An 18,683-nucleotide genomic window follows, 5' to 3' on the forward strand; every position below is an offset into this window, starting at 1 on the left:
GTCAGGTCCTCACTGGTCGGCCGGGACGGCGATGATCATGTCGGTGGGTCCGGCCGGCCACATGACGCGCGTCTCGGCGAGTTTCAGGCCGCAGGAGGCGAAAAGCCGCTCCCACTCGGCCACCGTGCGGATGCCGCCGCGGTGCAGCGCGAGCTGGGTGACGTCGAGCAGCTTGCCGGGGTGCGGGCCGTTGCCGTCGGGCAGTACCGGCTCGAGGATCAGGATCCGCCCGCCGGGGTCCATGGCCTCGCGGATGTTGCTCAGCACCTTGCCGGCCTCGGGGTCGTCGTAGCTGAACAGGATCGAGGACAGCACGTAGACGTCCCCGCCCGCGGGCACCGACTCGAACATGTCGCCGGCGACGCCGGACGCGCGGTCCGCGATCCCCACCCGGGCGAACAGCTCCCCGGCCGCGTGCACGACGTGTCCCTCGTCGAACACGGTGGCCTTGAGGTTCGGGTAGTGCGGCGCGACCGCCGCGATCAGCCAGCCCTCGCCGCCGGCGATGTCGACCAGGTGCCGCGCGTCGGACAGGTCGTAGTTGGCGAACGCGACCGAGTGCGCCTCGCTCGCCAGGTTGCCCATGGCCTTGCCGAAGAGCGCGACCTCCTCGGGGTGGGTCTGCAGGTAGTTCCACATCGAGGTGCCGTGCGCCTTCTCGAACGCCGGCTCGCCGGTGCGGACGCTGTGCGCCAGCTCCGCGTACGCGGTCAGCCGGGTGCGGCCGCCGACGTCCTGGGCGATCTCCTTCATCGAGCCCTTGACCCCGGAGCGCAGCGTCTCGCCGAGGGGGTTCAGCCCGAACTCGCGCGGCGCGGTCTCGGTGAACACGCCCAGCCCAGCCAGCCCGCGCAGCAGCCGGAACAGGGCCACCTCGTCGGCACCGACCGCCGTGGCCAGCTCCGCGACCGGGCGCGGGCCGTCGGCGAGCGCGTCGGCGACGCCGAGCTCGGCGGCCACCGAGATCATCTGCGTGGCCAGCGCGCCGTAGAGCATCTCCATCATCTGCATGGGCGGCGGCGCCTCGCCGTCGTAAGGCAGGGCGTACGAGCCGGGGTTGGTCATGGCTGTGCCTTTCTCTGACACGTCACTGACACGTCACTGCGATGTCATTGCGAGGCGGACAGGCCGCCGTCGACGTAGAGGATCTGGCCGGTGATGAAGCTCGAGCGCGCGCCGGCGAGGTAGATCGCGGTGTTCGCGACCTCCTGGATCTCCGCCACCCGGCCGAGCGGTGTGCGCGCGGCGACCATGTTCGCGAAGTCGGGGTTCTGCAGCGCCGCCTCGGACAGCGCGGTCCGCACGAAGCCGGAGCCGACGCCGTTGATCGAGATCTGGTGCTTGCCCCACTCCGAGGCGAGCTGCTTGATCAGCAGGTGCACCCCGGCCTTGCTGGCGCCGTAGGCGGAGAAACCACCGATGGCCAGTCCGATGCTGCCGCGCACGGAGGTCATGTGCACGATGCGGCCGCCCTCGCCGGTCTTGATCATCGCCTTGCCGACGGCCTGGGTCAGCAGGAACGCACCGGTGAGGTTGATGTCCACCACGGTGCGCCACTCGGCCGCGTCGAAGTTCTCGGCCATGTTGACCTTGAGGATGCCGACGCAGTTGACCAGGATGTCGATGCCGCCCCAGTCCTGCACGATCTCGTCCACCAGCCCGTCCACACTGGACGGATCGGTGATGTCGAACCCGTAGCCGGCGGTCCGGTTGCCGTCGGTCGCGAGCCGGTCGGCCACCGCCTGGCACTTGTCCTTCTCCAGGCCGGCGACGGCGACGTCCGCGCCGTCCGCGGCGATCCCGGCGCTGATCACGCTGCCGATCTCGCCCTCGCCGCCGGCGATCAGCGCCCGCTTGCCCGCGAGCGGCTTGTTCAGCGCGCCGATCGTGTCGACCATCTGTCTCATCCCCTCACGCGCTGTGGATGGCGAGTGCGTAGCCGCCGCCCGGGTTCTCGCGGGAGATCGGGACCTCGCCGCCGACGGTGACGTGCCGGACCCCGGTCAGGCCCGGGACCGGCTCGGCGACCACGCGCCGGTCGGTGTTGCCGTTGCCCAGCTCGCCCTTGTCGTTGCAGCCCCAGGCCCAGACGGTGCCGTCCTCGAGCAGCGCGAGCGTGTGGCCGTAGTTGCCCGGGTTGACCTCGCCGCCACCGCCGGTGCCCGTCACGTACTTGACCCGGGCCAGCCCCTTGACCTCCACCGGCGTGAGCTTGTCCTCGGTGGTGCCGTCGCCGAGCTGGCCGCGGTCGTTGATGCCGAACGCGCGCAGCGTGCCGTCCTCCAGCAGGACGACCGTGTGGTGGTAGGCGCAGGTCGCGGCGACCGCGGTGGTGATGCCCTCGACCTTCTTCGGGCTCGACAGGTGCTCCCGGTCGCCGTGGCCGAGCTGGCCGCGATCGTTGTCGCCCCAGGTCCACACGGTGCCGTCGGTCTGGATGGCCACGCTGTGCCCGCCGCCCGCGGCCAGCGCGCGGACCTCGCCGAGCCCCTCGATCGGGTGCGGCGCCGGGCGGCTGTCGTACCCGCGGCCGGCGTGCTCCTGGTAGGCCCGCCCGGGCACCCGGTCGTTCGCGTCCGGGCCGTCGCCGAGCTGGCCGTAGTCGTCGCGGCCCCAGGTCCACACGCTGCCGTCGGCGCGCAGCGCGATCGCGTGCCCGCCGCCGGAGATCAGCGAGACCACCTCGTCGATGCCGTCCACCCGGACCGGCACGGGGTGCAGCCGCAGGTTCGCCGGGCCCAGCAGGCCGAAGAAGCCGCCGCCCGCGCCCCACACGGTGCCGTCCTCGAGCAGGTACAGGGTCTGGCCGCCGCCGGGGACGACGTCCTTGATGCCGGTCAGGCCGGTCACCGGCGCCGGGGCGTGCGCGTTGACCTCGACCGTGCCGTTGCCGACCTGTCCGAAGGCGTTGCGGCCCCAGGACAGGGCGGTGCCGTCCTCGAGCAGCGCGACGACGTGCCCGCTGCCCGACTCGACGGTGCGCACACCCTCGAGACCGGGGACGGGTGCGGGGAAGTAGCGCCCCCTGGTGCCGCCGTCGCCGAGCTGGCCGTTGGAGTTGTCACCCCACGCGCTGACGATCTCAGTCATTCCTGTTCCTCTCGTTTGCGGCGTCCGCCCGGCTCCACGGTCGGTCCCGGCGGTCCCACCGTCGTGGGCCCGCGGTCCCGGCCCGCTGGGGAACCCGTCCCGCGGACGCGTGGGGCTTCTCTTCTCGGCCGGCTGGCCGGATCGCTCGTCAGATCGCGAGGCACGCGCCGATGTAGGCGACGACCGCGACGATCGCGAAGTACGTGCGCACCACGTGCGCGAGGTGCCAGATGTGCCGCTTGCCGGCCCAGTTCTCGTCCTCGACGGTGTCGACCGGCCACTTCTCGATCTGCCGCCAGATCGGCCGGTTCACGCCCTCGGACGTCAGGCCGACGCCGAGCATGCCGAACGAGCCGACGAGGAAGAAGACGGTCGCCGCCGTGGACGACGTGACGAACGCCGCGACCACGCCGAGGCTGCCGGCGATGACGCCGCTCCACACCGCGATCGGGTGGAACACGTGCATGTCGATCAGCTGGGAGGTGTTGACGTACCGGCTGTACGGCAGCGTGTTGAGCAGCGGGAGGATCGACAGCTTCATGATCCACAGCGTGCCCAGCTGGATGCCGGACGCGCCGAGCACCCAGATGCTCAGGATGGTGAGGGTGGTGTTCATCGTTGCCTCGAATCAGCCGGCGAGCCGGCGCTCGTGCTTGCTGGTCTCTTCCCGGACCACGAACTTGATCGACCTGGCCTCGGTCATGCAGGCCCGCATCGGCCCGGCCAGCTCGCGGTGCCCCGGGCTCTGCTCCCACGCGACGAAGTCGTCCAGCGACTCCCACTCGCTCGTGATGAGCCACTGCTCCGGGTCCGAAGTGGACTGGCAGACCTGGTCGCGGAGGTGGCCGGGGACGCCCTCGGCGACCTGGTAGCGGATCCGCTCGTAGGCGGTCAGGAACCGCTCGCGGTTCTCCTCCGGCACACGGATGAGGAAGACGATCCGCGCGCGCACTATTCCGCCCCCCCGGAATTGACCCTTGCCGCCTTGGGCCGATGTCCTGCGGTTCGGCACGTACTCGTGGCTGGGTTGCGTCCCGTTGTCATGTTGTCTCCTCTTCGTAGCGGCCCACCACGAGCGCGGTGTTGTACCCGTCGAACCCGCGCGCGGTGACCAGCGCCGTGGACGTCCGGCGGGCGACCGGCTCGCGCACGAAGTTGAGCTCCGCGCCCGGCGCCACGTCGGTGAGCCCATGGGTGGCCGGCAGCATGTCGTAGCGCATGGCCTGCAGCGCGGTGGTCACGTCGACCGCGGCGCCGCCCTGGTACATCCGGCCCAGCTGCGCCTTCTGCGTGGTCACCGGCACCTCGTCGCCGAGCACCTCGCGGATCGCGGCCGCCTCGACCCGGTCGCACTCGGGCACACCGAGCGCGTCCGGGAACACGACGTCCACATCGGACGCCGTGCGGCCGGCGCGCCGCAGCGCGACCCGCATCGCGCGGGCAAGCTGCCCGGCGTCGCCGCCGTAGCCCGGCCGGCTCGCCTTCCCGTCGTGGGTGGCCGCCCAGCCGAGAACCTCGCCGTAGATGTCCGCGCCGCGGGCCTTCGCGTGCGCGAGGTCCTCGACCACCAGCACCGCGCCGCCCTCGGCCATCACGTAGCCGGCCGCGGCCGCGTCGAACGGCAGGTACGCCCGTTCCGGGTCGGTGCCCACCGACAGCCGGCCACTGCTCAGCTGGCAGGTCAGGGCGTACGGCGACAGCGGGCCCTCGGTGCCGCCGGCCAGCACCATCTTCGTGCCGCGCCGGATGGTCCGGGTGGCCTGCGCGAAGCTGTCCAGCCCACCCGCGGCCTCCGCGACCAGCACGCTGCACTGGCCCTTGAGCTGGTGCAGGATCGAGATCTGCCCGACGCTCGCGGCGTAGAACCACGCGATCGACTGGTACACGCTGACCTTGCCGTCCGGCTCCGACCAGAGCGCCTGCAGCTCGCCCTGGCCGAACTCGTTGCCGCCGGACGAGCTCGCCAGCGCGACCGCGGTGTCGTACGGGTCCAGGGTGGACAGGTCGAGCCCGGAGTCGTCCAGCGCCTCCTGGGTGGCCGCGAAGCCGTGCCAGGTCCACCGATCCGTCGCGACCTTGAGCCGGGCGTTGACGAACTCGTCGGCGTCGAAGTCCGGCACCTCGCCGGCCAGCGTCACCGGGTAGCCCGCCGGGTCGAACCGGCTGATGCGGCTCAGCCGGCTGCCACCGTCCAGGATGGACTTCCAGTGCTCGTCCGCACCGATCCCGGACGGGGCGATGACCCCGATCCCGGTGATCACCGCGCGTGCGTCAGTCACGCTGCCTCCTTCAAGCGGCTGAACACCATCGCCGACTGGAAGCCGCCGAAGCCGCTGCCCACCGACAGCGCCACGTCGACCTTCGCCTCGCGCGCGGTGTTCGGCGTGTAGTCCAGATCGCACTCCGGGTCGCGCTCCGACCAGTTGGCGGTCGGCGGGATCGCGCCCCGGTCGATGGTCAGCGCGCACGCGGCCATCTCGATCGCGCCGATCGCGCCGAGCGAGTGGCCGATCATCGACTTGATCGAGCTGACCGGCGTGCGGTACGCGTGGTCGCCGAGCGACCGCTTGAACGCGGCGGTCTCGTGCCGGTCGTTCTGCTTGGTGCCCGAACCGTGCGCGCAGATGTAGTCCACGTCGGTCGGGTTCGTCCGGCCCTGCGCCAGCGAGACCCGGATGGCCTCGGCCATCTCCAGCCCGTCCGGGCGAAGGCCCGTCATGTGGAACCCGTTGGACCGGCTCGCGTACCCGGTGACCTCGCAGTAGACCTTCGCGCCGCGTGCCCTCGCGTGCTCGAGCTCCTCGAGGATCAGCACGGCGCCGCCCTCGCCCATCACGAAGCCCTTGCGGGTCGCGTCGAACGGGCGGGAGGCGTGCTCGGGGTCGTCGTTCTCCGGCGTGGTCGCCTTGATCGCGTCGAACGAGGACACCGTGACCGGGGAGATCGGGCTGTCCGACGCCCCCGCGATGATCACGTCCGCCTCGCCGTCCTGCACGAGGTTGAACGCGTAGCCGATCGCGTCGATGCCCGACGTGCACCCGGTGGACACGACCTGGGACGGCCCGTGCGTGCCGTACCGGTGCGCGATGTCGCCGGCCAGGCTGCTCGGGATCAGCGCCTGGTAGAGGAACGGGCCGCCGTACGTGTGGTCCACCAGCCACTCCTGGCCGGTGTTCGACACGGCGACGTACTCGTCCTCGAGCGCCATCGTGCCGCCGACCGCGGAACCCATCACGACGCCGGTGTTCTCGAGCGTCTCCTCGGTCAGCTCCAGACCCGACTCGGCGAGCGCCTCGGCGGCGCCGGCGAGTCCGAACTGGACGTAACGGTCGGCGCGCCGGATCTCCTGCGCGGAGAGCCCAGCCGCGACGGGGTCGAAGTCGGCCTCGGCCGCCACCCGGGAGCGGAACTTGCTGGCGTCGAAGAACGTGATACGCCGGGTCGCGGTGCGGCCGGCGGTCAGCGTGTCCCAGAACTGGTCGCGGGTGACGCCACCGGGAGCGACCACGCCGACCCCGGTCACGACCACCCTCCGATACGGACTCACTGTGCCCATGGTTCGCTCCGCTCCCGCGCTACCCGCGCGCCTCCGCTGCCGCTCACGCAGCCTTCCTCTGGCGCTCCGCGAGGATGCGCGCCGCGACCGCGGCGGCCTCCTCGCGGGTCTCGGTGTCCTTGTGGCCGAGCTCGGGGCGCGGGGCGAGCGGGCCGAGGTGGAACACGGCGAACGCCTCGCCGTCGCCCACGTTGCGCAGGCGGTGGCGCTTCTCCTTCGGCACCAGGATCGCGCTGCCCGCGGGCACCGAGATGATCTTGTCCTCGACGTCGACCTCGAGCTCGCCGCTGATGCAGAACACGAACTCCTCGCTGTACGGGTGCAGGTGCTCGGCGATCGCCTCGCCCCGCGCCAGCGTCGCGCCGCCCATGAAGCCGGACGTGCTGCCGACCGTCCGCGGCGAGAGCAGCGTCTGGATCGTGCCGCCCCGGCGGTGGTCGGCCGGGCAGTCGTGGATCGAGACCACGTTGTCCGCGGACGCGCGCTTGGAGTGATGGATCTTCTCGATCTTGTCCTTGATGATCTGCAGCTGGACCACGGAGTTCTTGTTGATGTTGGCGACCATCCACTCGTCGTCCACCGGTGCGGTGTCCTTCATGTGGAAGTCCTGCACCCAGCGCAGGATGATCGCGCCCTCGACCTCCTCGTAGTACCAGTCGAGGTTCATGTACTCGAACGGGCCGGTCTCGATGCGGTGGCTGTGCGTGCGCTTCTCGTCGAGGTACCGCGTGCGCTCGCTGACCCAGCTCCACGTGACGCCGTTGTCGTCCGGGTGCATGGTGAGCCGGAAGGTGATCGTGTTCCCGTCCTCGCTCAGCACTTCGGTGGCGGCGTACTCGGTGAACAGGTTCGGCCAGTTCGCCACGTCGTTGGTGATGTCCCAGACGAGCTGGAACGGCGCCTCGATGCGGATCTGGTTGTCGGTGTGCCCTGCCATGTCGACTCCCCTATGCGGCTTGCTGGTTGGCGGTGTTGATGAAGTCGACGATCTCGCCGACGTTCAGCTCGCCCGACTCGTCGGGGATCTCGATCCCGTACTGCTTCGTGATCACGATCTGCAGCTCGAGGACGGCCAGCGAGTCGAGGCCGAGGTCCTCGAGCGTGCCCTCGGGGTTGTCGGCCAGGACCTGTTGCGCCAGGCCGACCTTCGAGACGAGCAGGGCCTCGATGTCGGAGAACGTCACGTTCGCCATTGGGGCTCTCTCCCTATTTCTCGTAGGTGTAGAAGCACTGAGCCTGGGCATCCTTGGGCGAACGCCAGGTGGACAGGTAGGGCGAGATGTACTCGCTGAGCCGGTCGCTGATGCGCACGAACTCCGGGTGGTCCTTGATCCGGTTGATCGTCTCCTGGCCCGGGTTCTCGGTCTCCAGCAGCTGGATGTAGACGTCCCCGAGTGTCCACAGTGAACGGTGGGTGACGTCCGCCAGCCGGGGCAGCTCGGTCGCGTCGGACTCGGCCCAGATGCGCGCGACCTCGTCGGTCGATCCGGGCATCATTCGCGCGACTATCAATGATCGGTGCACGCCAGTCACTCCAGCCCTCGATTGCCTTTTCCCCGAGCATGCGGGAAGTCCAGTCCCGTGGTCATGAGTCGGGCGTCCCGACCCACTGGGCGGTTTCCCGCCCCGGACGCGCGAACGGCGCCTTCCGGTGCGGGAAGGCGCCGTTCGGACCGCCGGTTCAGGCGGTGCAGTCGAGCACGATCTTGCCGGTGACGCGGCCCCGCTCGAGGTCGGCGAACGCGGCCGGGATCTCGGACATCGTGACCGTGCGGACCGACCGCGGCGCGATCTTGTCCGCGGACACCAGGTTCAGCACCTCGGTGAGGTCCTCGCGGTAGGCCTGCGGCTCCTTCTTCTCCAGCGACCAGGCGTTGTAGAACCCGGTCTTGCGGCCGTCCGGCCGGAGCTTCGGCGCCACGATGCCACCGAGGAAGCCCACCAGCCCGATGAACGCGTTGGGCTTGCCGTCACGCAGGGCGTCGTTCTGGCCGTACGCGACGAGCCTGCCACCGCGGGCCAGGACGCTGTAGGAGCGCCAGAAGTGCGGGCCGCCGATGGGGTCGAACGCCGCGTCCACGGTGCCGTTCTCGTCGTACGCGGTGAACGGGTTCAGCTCGCCGTCGCTGACCGAGCCGCGCACGACGTTCGCGAAGTCCTCGGCGCGGTAGTCGATGGCGACCGCGCCGTGCCGGCGCACGACGTCGAGGTTGGCCGCCGACGCGGTGCCGAACACCGTCACGCCGCCGACGTGCTCGGCCAGCTGCAGGAACGCGAGACCGACACCGCCGGACGCGCCGTGCACCAGGATGCGCTGCCCGGAGCGCACCTGCGCCACCCGGTGCAGCATCTGGTAGGCGATGAAGTAGTTCAGCGACACCGCCGCGACGTTGACCGCGCCGACGCCGTCGGGCACCGGCACCACTCGCTGCGCGGGCAGGTTGATCGCCGTGGTGTAGCCCCCCTTCACGACGAGAGCGGCCACGCGCTGCCCCGGCTCGAGGCCCGTGACGCCCGCGCCGACGGACTCGACGACTCCGGTGAGGTCGCAGCCGGGCACGAACGGCGGCTTCGGGCCGCCGGGCACCACGCCGCGCTGGAACAGCAGGTCGCCGTAGGAGACGCCGGCCGCCTCGACCTGGATCCGCACGTGACCCGCGGGCGGTTCCGCGATCTGTTCGGTGCGCACCTCGAGGCAGTTCGTCGTGTCCCGGTTGACCGCGTAAACCTGGGTGGTCTGCATCTCTCGGCCTCCGTCGAAGACAATTTCCTCTCCGCCGACGCTAGCAGCGGCGAATTGGACCGACAATGAATCCGGGAGCGGTTCCCGGTGTGTACGGGCGTAGTTCCCATTCCCTTGGGACGACAGGGAGACGCGGCCGGGATTTCCCGGCGAATAAGGTGGACCACGCAATTCTGCCGACCCGCGGAGGTCTTTTCCGATGTCCGAAGAGAACATCGAACTGGTCCGGTACGTGACCGAAGAAGGGCTGAACAAGGGAAACCTCTCCTTCGTCGACGACGTGTTCTCCCCGGAGTACGAGGTGCACACCGCGGGCCTGCAGCTGCCGAAGGGGCCGGAGGCGTTCAAGATGGCCGTCGAGTTCTGGAAGCAGGCCTTCCCGGACTTCACCTGCGGCATCCAGGAGATGTTCGCGAGCGGCGACCTCGTCGGGCTGCGCTTCCGCACGACGGGTACGCACACCGGCCCGCTGATGTGGATGCCGCCGACCGGCGAGTCGTTCGTAGTCGAGGGCGTCGACCTGCACCGCGTGCGCGACGGCCAGGTCGTCGAGTCGTGGATCAGCGACGACTTCCCGCGGATCCTGTTCGAGCTCGGCATCGTCGCCGAGCCGACGCCGCCGGCCGGCGCGGCGCCGCCCGAGGGCGTGGCACTGCCGAAGGCAAGTTGATGGCCGGCATCGCGTTCATCGGCCTCGGCGCGATGGGCGGGGGGATGGCCTCCCGCCTGCTCGCGGCCGGCCGGCCGGTGACCGTCTACAACCGGACCCGCTCCCGCGGCGAGGCCCTGGAGTCCGAAGGCGCGGTCCTCGCGGCGACCCCCGCCGCGGCCGCCGCCGGCGCGGACGTCGTCTTCACCTCGCTCGCCACGAGCGAGGTCGTCGAGCAGCTGCTGTTCGGCCCCGACGGCGTGGTCGAGACGCTGCCGAGCGGGGCGATCGTCGCGGACCTGTCGACCGTGGCGCCGGAGTTCGCGCAGTCGCTGCGGTCCCGGCTCGCCGAGACCGGCCACCGCGGCGTCGACGCCTGCGTCCTGGGCAACGCCCAGCACGCCCGCGACGGCGAGCTGCGGTTCATGATCGGCGGCGCGGACGCCGACGTCGAGTCGCTGACCCCGGCACTCGAGCCGCTGGCGAAGGAGATCGTCCACCTGGGACCGTCCGGGATGGGCGCGACCGCCAAGCTGGCGCTGAACCTGCTGATGGGCGTGCAGATGCTGGCCCTGACCGAGGCGATCGTGTTCGGCGAGCGCGCCGGCCTGGACCGCGCCGCGCTGATCAAGCTGATCGCGGCGGGCGGCTACAGCTCGCCGATGATGAAGTTCAAGGCCGGCGCGATGGCCCGGCGCGCGTTCGAGAAGCCGGACTTCCGGCTGAAGCTGATGCGCAAGGACCTGGGCCTGGTGCTGGCACAGACCCAGCGGCTCGGCGTGCCGATGCCGACCACCGCCGCGAGCTACGACTGGCTCACCGCGGCGACGAACGCCGGCCTGGGCGAGCACGACGTGGCCGCCCTGCTGGCCTACATGGAGCAGATCTCGGGCCTCGCCCACTACCCACCCCCCGGCGAAGCCGCCGCCTGACACCCGCGAGTCCAACGTTCCGGCCGGGTGAGTCCAACGCCCAGGGCCTGCCCCTGGGCGTTGGACTCGCGGAGTCTGGGCGTTGGACTCGCGGGGTTACTCGTAGGCGATCGCGGACAGGACGTTGACCTTGGCCGCGCGGGCCGAGGGCGCGAGCGCGGCGAGCAGCCCGGCCACGACCGACAGGCCCAGGAACACGGCGAGCGAGGTCCACGGCACCGCCAGCTCGGCGAGCCCGGCCACCGACACCACGGCCGCCCCGGCCAGCCCGCCGAACACCAGCCCGAGCAGCCCGCCGAACACGGCGATCACGACGGACTCGGCGACGACCATGTGCACCATGTGCGAGCGCCGCATCCCGACCGCCCGCAGCAGCCCGAGCTCACGCGTGCGCTCCAGGATGGACAGGGCCATCGTGTTGACGATGCCCAGCACGCCGATCACCACGGACAGTCCCAGCAGGACGTAGAGCATCACCTCGGCGATGTCGACCTGGCTCGACGCGTCGGCCGCCGCCTGGGTCTGGTCCTGCACCGCGACCTCCGGGTTGCCGGCCACGAGGCCGGTCAGGCCCTTCTTGACCGCGGCCACGTCCGCGCCGGGCCGCAGCTTCACGTAGCCCATCGCCGGCTGGTCGGACACGAACTGCCGCTGCGCGTCCGCCGGCGCCAGCACCGGGCCGTTGAGCGTGAAGTTCGGCTTGTAGCTGCCGACGATGCGGTAGGTCTGCCAGCCGCCGCGCTGGGTGGCGACCTCGACCGTGCCGCCGACCTCGCGGCCCAGCTCGGTCAGGGTCTTCGAGTCCACCACGACCTCGCCGGACCGCAGGTCCCGCAGCGACCCGGACACCCGCTCCAGGCCCAGCACCCCGCGGAGCTCCGTCACGGAGCCCGCGTTCGCCGGGGTCGTCGCCCGCTTGCCGGCCGCGCCGGACACCTGCACCGTGTCGACGTACTGCGCGGTGGCCTCGGCGACGCCGGGCAGCGCGCGGGCGTCGGTGATCACTGACGGCTCGAACGTCGGCATGATGCGCCCGTCCGCGGCCGTCGGCGGGCCACCGCCCTGGCCGCCGGCCTTGCCGGTCACGCCGTCGCCGGAGATCACGAAGTCGGCCGCGAGGTCCGAGCCCACCCGGGTCGTCACGTCCTTGCGCAGCGACTCCGCGACCACGCCGACGCCGCCGACCAGGCCGAGCGTCACGACCAGCGTGGCGACCGTGATCGCCGTGCGGCGCGGGTTGCGCTCGGCGTTGCGCCGGCCCAGCTTGCCCGGCATCGACCAGCTCAGCAGGCGGCCGACGGCCGGCAGCAGCACCCGCGACGCGACCGGCGTGAGCAGCGCCAGCCCGAGCAGCGCCAGCCCGACGCCGCCGCCGAGCACCGCCCACCGGTACCCGTCGAGGTCGCTGACGACGCTCGCGACCATCCCGGCGACGCCCAGCACGAACGGCACCGCGCCAAGCACGGTGATCCGCGCCAGCGACCGCTGCTCCGCGGCCGACGCGCGCATCGCCGCCACCGGCGGCACCCGCGAGGCGCGGATCGCCGGCAGGAGCGCGGCCACCAGCGTGACCGCCACGCCGAGCACGAACGCCAGCACCAGGTCCCCGGCCGGCACGATCAGCCCGACCGGCAGCTGCGCGCCGCTGTTGGCCTCCATCACGGACTTCAGCAGGACGGACACGCCCAGCCCCAGCCCGATGCCGGCGACCGACGCGATCGAACCGACCAGCGTGGCCTCGACGAGCACCGCGCCGACGATCTGCCGCCGCCGGGCGCCGAGCGCGGCCATGAGGGCCAGCTCGCCCGTGCGCTGCGCGACGAGGATCGAGAACGTGTTGAGGATCAGGAAGATGCCGACCAGCAGCGACAGCCCGGAGAAGCCGAGCAGGACGATGCGGACGATGTCGAGGAACGCCTTGCCGTCCGCCGCCGTCTGGTCGGCCAGCTCGTCACCGGTGCGCGTGAGGTAGCCCGACCCGACGGCGTCCGCGACGCGGTCCTTCAGCTGCTCGGGCGTGACGCCCGCGGCCGCGGTCACCGTGATCGAGCTGAACGTGTCCTGCTTGCCCAGCATGAGCTGCTGGGCAACCGGTTCGGTGAACGACACCTCCGTGCTGCCGCCGAGCGTGTCGAGCCCGTTGCTGAACCCGTAGACGCCGACGACGTGGAACGTCTTGCGCGGCTGCAGGGTCAGCACGTCGATCGTGCCGCCGACCTCGTACCCGCCGAGCTCGGCCAGGCCCGCGTTGATCGCGACCTCGTCCGGCGCGGCCGGCCCGCGGCCCTGCCGCAGCCGGACCATGCCGGCCTCGCCGTGCCACGCCTTGCCGAACCGCGGCGGCCCCTGCACGCTGATGACCTTGCCGTCCGGGCCGATCGGGCGCGCCCCGTCGGTCGACACCTCGCCGACCGCCTTGGCCACGCCCGGCACCTTCTCGATCTCGTCCACCACGGACGCCGGCACCGGCGGGGTGAAGCCCTTGCCGCCCATGCCCGGGTCCACGTTGGACTTGCCGCTGACCGAGACGTCGACGCCGGAGTTGACCGTCTGGAAGATCGAGTCGAACCCGCTGCCGATCGTCGTGGTCGTGATCATGGCGGCGGACACCGCCATCACGCCGAGCACGACGGCGAGCCCGGCCAGTGTCAGCCGCAGCTTGCGGGCGAGCAGCCCCTTCAACGCTGCCTTCAACATCACTGCCCCGATTCGTCGTGGCCGGGCGCGTCCGCGTAGGAGTCGCCGGACGAGTCACCGTAGGAATCGAGACGCTTCAAGGTGTCCAGCACCTCGTCGGCGGCCGGGTCACGCAGCTCGTGCACGAGCCGGCCGTCGAGCAGGAACACCACGCGGTCGGCGTAGGCGGCCGCGTTCGCGTCGTGGGTGACCATCACGATGGTCTGGTTGAACTCCCGTACCGACCGGCGCAGGAACCGCAGGATCTCCGTGCTGGAGCGCGAGTCCAGGTTGCCGGTCGGCTCGTCGGCGAAGATCACGTCCGGCTTGGACATCAGCGCGCGGGCGCACGCGACGCGCTGCTGCTGCCCGCCGGACAGCTCGCTCGGCCGGTGCGTGAGCCGGTCGGCCAGGCCGACCGCGTCGACGACGGTCGCGAACCAGTCCGGGTCGACCTTGCGCTTCGCGATGGCGAGCGGCAGCGTGATGTTCTCCTCCGCCGACAGCGTCGGCAGCAGGTTGAACTGCTGGAAGATGAACCCGACGCGGTTGCGCCGCAGGTCGGCGAGCCCCTTGTCGCCGAGCTCGCCGAGGCGCGTCTCGCCGATCCGGATCTCGCCCGCGTCGATCGTGTCGAGCCCGGCGAGGCAGTGCATCAGCGTGGACTTGCCGGACCCGGACGGGCCCATGATCGCGGTGAACTCGCCGCGCCGGATGTCGACGGAGATGTCGTCGAGCGCGGTGACCGCGGTGGCGCCGGTGCCGTAGGCCTTGGTGACACCGGTGGCGCTCGCCGCGTGGCCGGTGACGGTGTTCTGGATGAGCGTGGTCATGACGTCTCCTGTGCTCGGGTCCGCGTGGCGCGCGCCGGCTTGCGCGTGCGGCGCCAGTTGATGCGACCCCAGGGTTTGGTGATCGAGAGCACCGCGGCGGTGAGGCCCAGCAGGCCGATCACCGACATCATCCCGGCGAGGCTGATGGCCTCGCCTCCGCTGTACGGGTGCGAGGCGGCAGCCAGATCCGCCGCGGTCTGCAGGTTGTCGTTGAGGGTGAACGCGCTCGCCACAAACAGCAGCAGGCCGATGACCAGCTTGACGAACACCCAGTAGTACTTGGCCAGTCCCCACTTCGTGCCCATGCCGAGCACGACTCCGGTGAGGACGGTCAGCACCGAGGCGGGCATCAGCAGCGTGTCCGCGAGCGACGCCGCGGCGGTCCACATCGCACGCACGGTCAGCGGGTCGTCGGCGGTCAGGCCGGTCAGGCCGAGCGCGAGCAGGGCGACCTCGACGCCGAGCCAGCCGACGGAGCTGACCACGTGCAGGACCAGCCAGATCTTGCGCACTCGCCGCGGCAGCGGCTGCATCGAAATCCCCGCGCTGCCCTGTGCAGAGATCCTCACGGTGTGCCCCTTCGTCGAAATCAGTGGTGGTTCTCACTCGGCGGGTGCGGTAGGGCGCTCGGTCCTCCATGGTGGCCCGTACTGCTGACGCCCCCATGGCCCGCGCCACGGTCCTCCGCCGGCCCTCGACCAGCCCACGACCCGGGCGTGGAGCACGAGGCTGCCGAACAGGAAGAACATCGGGAAGATCGGGAAGAAGAACGGCACGTCCAGCGTCGCCCAGCGAACGATCAGCAGGACCGACAGCAGCACGGCGACCGCCGCGTGGATCCGCAGCCGGACCGGGAACGGCCCGCCGCCGCCCGGACCGCGGATGGGCCCGGGACCGCGCCGGTCCGCCGGATGGCCACCCGGCAGGTCGGCGATGTACTGGTCCAGCTCGTGCCGGAACCTGGTGGCGTAGATGTGCTCCAGGCGTTCCTCGGCCTCGTCGAGGGTCAGCCGGCCCTCACCCGCGGCATCGCTCACCATCTTGGCGATCCGCTCGCGCTCGGCGTCCGAAGCGCGGACATCGGTGGTGGTCTTGGTGGTGGTCTTGGTGTTGTCACGGTTCGCGTTCATGGCCACAAATCTCCTCGCCGGCGCGGGTCTCGTCGTCGCACGCGAGAGGGCACCTGCCTTACCGCCCGTGGCGGTGGCCGTCCCCGCGACGTACTCCCGGGGGCGTACGCGAGAACACTCCGAGGCGCGAAGTGCCTGGTGACGGTGCGTTCCTCTACCGTTTCAGGTATGGCTGAGCAACCACGGCGACCACCGTGGGGGTCCGCGTGGGGACCCCCGTTCGGTGCCATTCCGCCGTTCGTGGTCGTGGTGCCGATCGCCGCGATCCAGGTGGCCGGCACGTACGGCGCCTGGCACGACCAGGCGGGCACGGTGGTGAACCCGCTGACCGTCGCGCTGCTCCTGCTGGGCCCGGCCTGCCTCCTGTTCCGCCGCCGGTACCCGGTGGCCACGCTGGCCGCCGTGCTGGCGATCACCGTGCTGTACTTCGCGCTGCGCTACCCGCTCGGGCCGGTGTTCCTGAGCGTGGTCGTCGCGCTGTTCAACGCGGTGCTGCTCGGCCCGCGGCTCGCGGCCTGGCTGACCGGCTGGACCGGCATCGCCGCCATCGTGGCCGCGCTCAACGTGACCAGATCGGACTTCGAGCCGAGCCTGGCGCAGACCGCCGGCGCCGCGGCGTGGCTGCTCACGATCATGGTGATCGCCGAGGTCGCGCGGACCCGCCGGGAGAAGATGCTGCAGGCCCGGGAGACGCAGCAGGAGCAGGCGCGCCGGCAGGTCAGCGAGGAGCGGCTGCGCATCGCGCGCGAGGTGCACGACGTGCTCGCACACCACGTGTCGCTGATCAACGTCCAGTCCGGCGTGGCGCTGCACCTGCTCGACCAGCAGCCCGAGCAGGCCCGGGAGGCGCTGACCGCGATCAAGGCGTCCAGCAAGGAGGTCCTGGTCGAGCTGCGCAACATCCTCGGCGTGCTGCGGGACGTCGACCAGGCCGGCGGCGCGCCGCGCGAGCCGGTGGCGAGCCTCGACCAGCTCGACGGGCTGCTCGAGCGGATGCGCTCGGCGGGCCTCACGGTGCACCTTGAGGTGGAGGGCGAGCGGCGGCCGGTGCCGAGCGGCGTGGACACCGCGGCGTTGCGGATCGTGCAGGAGGCGCTGACCAACACCTACCGGCACGCCGGCCCGAGCGAGGCGACCGTGCGCCTGCACTACCTGCCGGCCGAGCTCCGCGTGCGGGTCGAGGACGACGGCCGCGGGGCCGGCAGCACGTTCGCCGACGGCACCGGCCACGGCCTCACCGGCATGCGGCAACGCGCGGAGGCGCTGAACGGTACGTTCGACGCCGGGCCGCGCCCGGGCGGCGGCTTCCGGGTCACCGCGACCCTGCCGACCGGGAAGCAGCGGGCGAGTGTGCGCACGGGCGAGGACGGGATTGCATGATTCGAGTCGTGCTCGCGGACGACCAGGCGCTGGTGCGCGCCGGCTTCCGCGTGTTGCTGGGGGCGCAGGAGGACATCGAGGTGGTCGGCGAGGCCGCCGACGGTGCCGAGGCGGTGGCGTTGGCCGCCGAGCACCGGCCAGACGTGATCCTGATGGACATCCGGATGCCCAACGTCGACGGCCTGGAGGCGACCCGGCGCATCTCGGCGAACGACGCCCTTACCGGCGTGCACATCCTCATCCTCACCACGTTCGAGGAGGACGAGTACGTCTTCGAGGCGATCCGCTTCGGCGCGAGCGGGTTCCTGGTGAAGGACACCGAGCCGGTGGAGCTGCTGCACGCGGTCCGCGTCGTGGCCCGCGGCGACGCGCTGCTCTCGCCCGGCGTGACCCGCAGGCTCATCGGCGAGTTCGCGGCCAAGGCCAAGAAGGTGCCCGAGATGTCCACTTTGGACGTGCTGACCGAGCGTGAGCGCGAGGTCGTGGCGCTGGTCGGCGAGGGCCTCACCAACGACGAGATCGCCGCCCGCCTCGTGGTCAGCCCAGCGACGGCGAAGACCCACGTCAGCCGCGCGATGATCAAGCTGAACGCCCGGGACCGCGCGCAGCTGGTCGTGCTGGCCTACGAGTCCGGCCTGGTCCGCCCCGGGTGGGCCGGCCCGCCTCCCCGGGACTGACAGCGTCGGTCGCGTTCCGGATGGTCGGTCGACCGTGGTCGCGTGGCCTCACGGTCGCCCGGGGTCACGTCGGCGGGCCCGGCGGGCGGTTAGACGGCCGCGGCCGCTTCGACCAGGGGGGCGAGGGACTCCGCCCGCGCCCGGGTCCAGGACGTGAACAGCACCGGGTGGTCCATGCCGAGCGAGCGGAACCGGTGGCAGCGCTCGGTGAACTCCCCGGGCGACTCGCCGTCGATGAACCGCGTGCTCACGGTCTTGTCGATCTCCTCGAACGGCCTGCCGGCGTCCGCGCAGCACTGCCGGAGCACCTCGAGCTTGCGCTCGATCGTCTTGCCGCCGTCCGGGTAGTCGCCGATGTTGCACGCGTCGCCGTGCCGGGCCACCAGCGGCAGGGTCTTCTTCTCGCCGATGCCGCCGATCAGCACGGGCGGGTGCGGGCGGGTCAGCGGCGCGGGGCTGGAGATCGGGTTCTCCAGCCGGTAGTGCGCGCCGTGGAAGGGAGTCGTGTCCCCCGACCACATCCGGAACGCGATCGCCAGCGTCTCCTCGAGGTGCTCGAACCGCTCGGCCACCGGCGGGAACGGCAGGCTGACGGCCTTCGCCTCCTCCTCGCTGTAGCCGGCGCCGAGGCCGAGCCAGGCCCGCCCACCGGTCAGCACGTCCAGCGTGGTGACCGACTTGATCACGTACGCGGGCGCGCGGTAGGTCACCGGCGTGACCATCGCGCCCAGCCGCACCCGTTCGGTCAGCCCCGCGATGTAGCCGAGCGTCGTGTACGTCTCCAGCATCTCCGCGTCGGGCGAGCTGCGCTGGTCGACCTGGAGCAGGTGGTCGGGCAGCCAGATCGTGTCGACGCCGGCCTGGTCCGCGGCCCGGACGATGGCGCCCAGCTCGGCGCGGATCGCCGCCGCGCCGCCCGGCCAGGTGAAGTCGCTGACGCTGATACTGACCCGCATCGTCACTCCCCATGCTCCATAGGTTCGGGGAACCGCCGGCCGGCCGGCGGTTCCCCGCGTC

At 71.4% G+C, this 18,683-nt stretch carries 20 protein-coding genes; 4 read left to right on the forward strand and 16 right to left on the reverse strand.

The window, feature by feature from the left end; translation table 11 throughout:
* Window positions 1-9: 9 nt before the first annotated feature.
* From VH969_RS30695 to VH969_RS30745, 11 genes are all read right to left on the reverse strand, one after another.
* A complete protein-coding gene (locus tag VH969_RS30695; RefSeq protein ID WP_331980648.1) occupies window positions 10-1,065 on the reverse strand; it encodes a methyltransferase in 1,056 nt (351 codons plus the stop codon).
* 44 nt (window positions 1,066-1,109) lie between these two features.
* A complete protein-coding gene (locus VH969_RS30700) occupies window positions 1,110-1,898 on the reverse strand; it encodes an SDR family NAD(P)-dependent oxidoreductase (protein WP_331980650.1) in 789 nt (262 codons plus the stop codon).
* Window positions 1,899-1,911: 13 nt separating this feature from the next.
* Entirely contained in the window at window positions 1,912-3,090 is a 1,179-nt protein-coding gene (locus VH969_RS30705; protein ID WP_331980652.1) for an RCC1 domain-containing protein, read from the reverse strand.
* Between the two features lie 148 nt (window positions 3,091-3,238).
* Entirely contained in the window at window positions 3,239-3,706 is a 468-nt protein-coding gene (locus tag VH969_RS30710; protein WP_331980654.1) for a hypothetical protein, read from the reverse strand.
* 12 nt (window positions 3,707-3,718) lie between these two features.
* Complete coding sequence (locus tag VH969_RS30715) at window positions 3,719-4,042, reverse strand: antibiotic biosynthesis monooxygenase family protein (RefSeq protein WP_331980656.1); 324 nt, start codon at window positions 4,040-4,042, stop codon at window positions 3,719-3,721.
* An 88-nt stretch (window positions 4,043-4,130) separates the two neighbouring features.
* Window positions 4,131-5,369 carry a beta-ketoacyl synthase N-terminal-like domain-containing protein gene (locus tag VH969_RS30720; RefSeq protein ID WP_331980658.1) on the reverse strand — a complete coding sequence of 413 codons (1,239 nt, stop codon included), beginning with the start codon at window positions 5,367-5,369 and terminating at the stop codon, window positions 4,131-4,133.
* Window positions 5,366-6,646, reverse strand: coding sequence for a beta-ketoacyl-[acyl-carrier-protein] synthase family protein (locus tag VH969_RS30725; protein WP_331980660.1), 1,281 nt, complete (start codon window positions 6,644-6,646; stop codon window positions 5,366-5,368). Before VH969_RS30725 ends, VH969_RS30720 begins: the two co-directional genes overlap by 4 nt.
* A 43-nt stretch (window positions 6,647-6,689) precedes the next feature.
* Entirely contained in the window at window positions 6,690-7,583 is an 894-nt protein-coding gene (locus tag VH969_RS30730; protein ID WP_331980662.1) for a cupin domain-containing protein, read from the reverse strand.
* A 10-nt stretch (window positions 7,584-7,593) separates the two neighbouring features.
* The gene (locus VH969_RS30735; RefSeq protein WP_331980664.1) at window positions 7,594-7,839 is read right to left on the reverse strand and encodes a phosphopantetheine-binding protein; all 246 of its coding nucleotides are present in this window, start codon (window positions 7,837-7,839) and stop codon (window positions 7,594-7,596) included.
* A gap of 13 nt (window positions 7,840-7,852) precedes the next feature.
* Window positions 7,853-8,179: a TcmI family type II polyketide cyclase gene (locus VH969_RS30740; RefSeq protein ID WP_331980666.1), complete on the reverse strand. Its 327-nt coding sequence runs from the start codon at window positions 8,177-8,179 to the stop codon at window positions 7,853-7,855.
* A gap of 148 nt (window positions 8,180-8,327) precedes the next feature.
* Complete coding sequence (locus VH969_RS30745) at window positions 8,328-9,389, reverse strand: medium chain dehydrogenase/reductase family protein (protein WP_331980668.1); 1,062 nt, start codon at window positions 9,387-9,389, stop codon at window positions 8,328-8,330.
* 199 nt (window positions 9,390-9,588) lie between these two features.
* Between VH969_RS30745 and VH969_RS30750 the strand changes: the two genes are divergently transcribed.
* Window positions 9,589-10,059: an ester cyclase gene (locus VH969_RS30750; RefSeq protein WP_331980670.1), complete on the forward strand. Its 471-nt coding sequence runs from the start codon at window positions 9,589-9,591 to the stop codon at window positions 10,057-10,059.
* Complete coding sequence (locus VH969_RS30755) at window positions 10,059-10,970, forward strand: NAD(P)-dependent oxidoreductase (protein WP_331980672.1); 912 nt, start codon at window positions 10,059-10,061, stop codon at window positions 10,968-10,970. The genes VH969_RS30750 and VH969_RS30755 overlap by 1 nt, the downstream gene beginning before the upstream one ends.
* A 96-nt stretch (window positions 10,971-11,066) precedes the next feature.
* Here the strand turns inward: VH969_RS30755 and VH969_RS30760 are convergent, their stop codons facing one another.
* The 4 genes from VH969_RS30760 to VH969_RS30775 are packed head-to-tail and all read right to left on the reverse strand — an operon-like array spanning window position 11,067 to window position 15,609.
* The gene (locus VH969_RS30760; protein WP_331980674.1) at window positions 11,067-13,667 is read right to left on the reverse strand and encodes an ABC transporter permease; all 2,601 of its coding nucleotides are present in this window, start codon (window positions 13,665-13,667) and stop codon (window positions 11,067-11,069) included.
* Window positions 13,667-14,479, reverse strand: a complete 813-nt coding sequence (locus tag VH969_RS30765) for an ABC transporter ATP-binding protein (RefSeq protein WP_331980676.1) — start codon at window positions 14,477-14,479, stop codon at window positions 13,667-13,669. The genes VH969_RS30760 and VH969_RS30765 overlap by 1 nt, the downstream gene beginning before the upstream one ends.
* Window positions 14,476-15,048 (reverse strand): hypothetical protein, encoded by a 573-nt coding sequence (locus VH969_RS30770; RefSeq protein WP_331980678.1) that lies wholly within the window; start codon window positions 15,046-15,048, stop codon window positions 14,476-14,478. Before VH969_RS30770 ends, VH969_RS30765 begins: the two co-directional genes overlap by 4 nt.
* A gap of 33 nt (window positions 15,049-15,081) precedes the next feature.
* Window positions 15,082-15,609, reverse strand: coding sequence for a DUF1707 SHOCT-like domain-containing protein (locus VH969_RS30775; RefSeq protein WP_331980680.1), 528 nt, complete (start codon window positions 15,607-15,609; stop codon window positions 15,082-15,084).
* A 168-nt stretch (window positions 15,610-15,777) separates the two neighbouring features.
* On the opposite strand from VH969_RS30775, the gene VH969_RS30780 reads away from it, so the two are divergent.
* Entirely contained in the window at window positions 15,778-16,989 is a 1,212-nt protein-coding gene (locus VH969_RS30780) for a sensor histidine kinase (protein WP_331980682.1), read from the forward strand.
* Complete coding sequence (locus VH969_RS30785; RefSeq protein ID WP_331980684.1) at window positions 16,986-17,666, forward strand: response regulator transcription factor; 681 nt, start codon at window positions 16,986-16,988, stop codon at window positions 17,664-17,666. Before VH969_RS30780 ends, VH969_RS30785 begins: the two co-directional genes overlap by 4 nt.
* An 89-nt stretch (window positions 17,667-17,755) precedes the next feature.
* On the opposite strand, the gene VH969_RS30790 is transcribed toward VH969_RS30785, so the two are convergent.
* Window positions 17,756-18,622, reverse strand: a complete 867-nt coding sequence (locus VH969_RS30790; RefSeq protein ID WP_331980686.1) for a TIGR03560 family F420-dependent LLM class oxidoreductase — start codon at window positions 18,620-18,622, stop codon at window positions 17,756-17,758.
* Window positions 18,623-18,683: the final 61 nt, after the last annotated feature.

This window comes from Actinophytocola sp. (genome assembly GCF_036555685.1).
Taxonomy (GTDB): Bacteria; Actinomycetota; Actinomycetes; order Mycobacteriales; family Pseudonocardiaceae; genus Actinophytocola.

Coding starts and splice junctions, on each gene's coding strand:
- VH969_RS30695 (WP_331980648.1), bottom strand. CDS start 1,065: ATGACCAACCCCGGCTCGTACGCCCTGCCTTACGACGGCGAGGCGCCG.
- VH969_RS30735 (WP_331980664.1), bottom strand. CDS start 7,839: ATGGCGAACGTGACGTTCTCCGACATCGAGGCCCTGCTCGTCTCGAAG.
- VH969_RS30750 (WP_331980670.1), top strand. CDS start 9,589: ATGTCCGAAGAGAACATCGAACTGGTCCGGTACGTGACCGAAGAAGGG.
- VH969_RS30705 (WP_331980652.1), bottom strand. CDS start 3,090: ATGACTGAGATCGTCAGCGCGTGGGGTGACAACTCCAACGGCCAGCTC.
- VH969_RS30755 (WP_331980672.1), top strand. CDS start 10,059: ATGGCCGGCATCGCGTTCATCGGCCTCGGCGCGATGGGCGGGGGGATG.
- VH969_RS30760 (WP_331980674.1), bottom strand. CDS start 13,667: ATGTTGAAGGCAGCGTTGAAGGGGCTGCTCGCCCGCAAGCTGCGGCTG.
- VH969_RS30710 (WP_331980654.1), bottom strand. CDS start 3,706: ATGAACACCACCCTCACCATCCTGAGCATCTGGGTGCTCGGCGCGTCC.
- VH969_RS30790 (WP_331980686.1), bottom strand. CDS start 18,622: ATGCGGGTCAGTATCAGCGTCAGCGACTTCACCTGGCCGGGCGGCGCG.
- VH969_RS30700 (WP_331980650.1), bottom strand. CDS start 1,898: ATGGTCGACACGATCGGCGCGCTGAACAAGCCGCTCGCGGGCAAGCGG.
- VH969_RS30775 (WP_331980680.1), bottom strand. CDS start 15,609: ATGAACGCGAACCGTGACAACACCAAGACCACCACCAAGACCACCACC.
- VH969_RS30765 (WP_331980676.1), bottom strand. CDS start 14,479: ATGACCACGCTCATCCAGAACACCGTCACCGGCCACGCGGCGAGCGCC.
- VH969_RS30780 (WP_331980682.1), top strand. CDS start 15,778: ATGGCTGAGCAACCACGGCGACCACCGTGGGGGTCCGCGTGGGGACCC.
- VH969_RS30785 (WP_331980684.1), top strand. CDS start 16,986: ATGATTCGAGTCGTGCTCGCGGACGACCAGGCGCTGGTGCGCGCCGGC.
- VH969_RS30725 (WP_331980660.1), bottom strand. CDS start 6,646: ATGGGCACAGTGAGTCCGTATCGGAGGGTGGTCGTGACCGGGGTCGGC.
- VH969_RS30745 (WP_331980668.1), bottom strand. CDS start 9,389: ATGCAGACCACCCAGGTTTACGCGGTCAACCGGGACACGACGAACTGC.
- VH969_RS30730 (WP_331980662.1), bottom strand. CDS start 7,583: ATGGCAGGGCACACCGACAACCAGATCCGCATCGAGGCGCCGTTCCAG.